This is a genomic window from Proteus sp. PR00224 (assembly GCF_016238105.1).
Taxonomy (GTDB): Bacteria; Pseudomonadota; Gammaproteobacteria; order Enterobacterales; family Enterobacteriaceae; genus Proteus.
In genome coordinates, this window is the sequence record NZ_JAEHQU010000024.1 from 1 (window position 1) to 553 (window position 553).

The 553-nt window shown below is 49.5% G+C and carries 1 rRNA gene; it reads right to left on the reverse strand.

Annotated features, from left to right (window positions below):
- Window positions 1-540 (reverse strand): 23S ribosomal RNA (locus tag JEP71_RS17430); the annotation flags it as partial.
- Between the last annotated feature and the right edge of the window lie 13 nt (window positions 541-553).

A 553-nucleotide genomic window follows, 5' to 3' on the forward strand; every position in this document is an offset into this window, starting at 1 on the left:
GGCTCCTACTGCTTGTACGTACACGGTTTCAGGTTCTTTTTCACTCCCCTCGCCGGGGTTCTTTTCGCCTTTCCCTCACGGTACTGGTTCACTATCGGTCAATCAGGAGTATTTAGCCTTGGAGGATGGTCCCCCCATATTCAGACAGGATAACACGTGTCCCGCCCTACTCGTCGAGTTCACAATAACAGCATCTTCAGATACGGGGCTATCACCCTTTACTGCCGGACTTTCCAGACCGTTCTCCTGATGCTGCTATTGATTAAGACTCTGGGCTGTTCCCCGTTCGCTCGCCGCTACTAGGGGAATCTCGGTTGATTTCTTTTCCTCGGGGTACTGAGATGTTTCAGTTCTCCCGGTTCGCTTCATTAACCTATGTATTCAGTTAATGATAATATCCATTGGATATTGGGTTTCCCCATTCGGAAATCGTCGGGTATAACGGTTCATATCACCTTACCGACGCTTATCGCAGATTAGCACGTCCTTCATCGCCTCTGATTGCCTAGGCATCCACCGTGTACGCTTATTCGCTTAACCTCACAACCCGAAG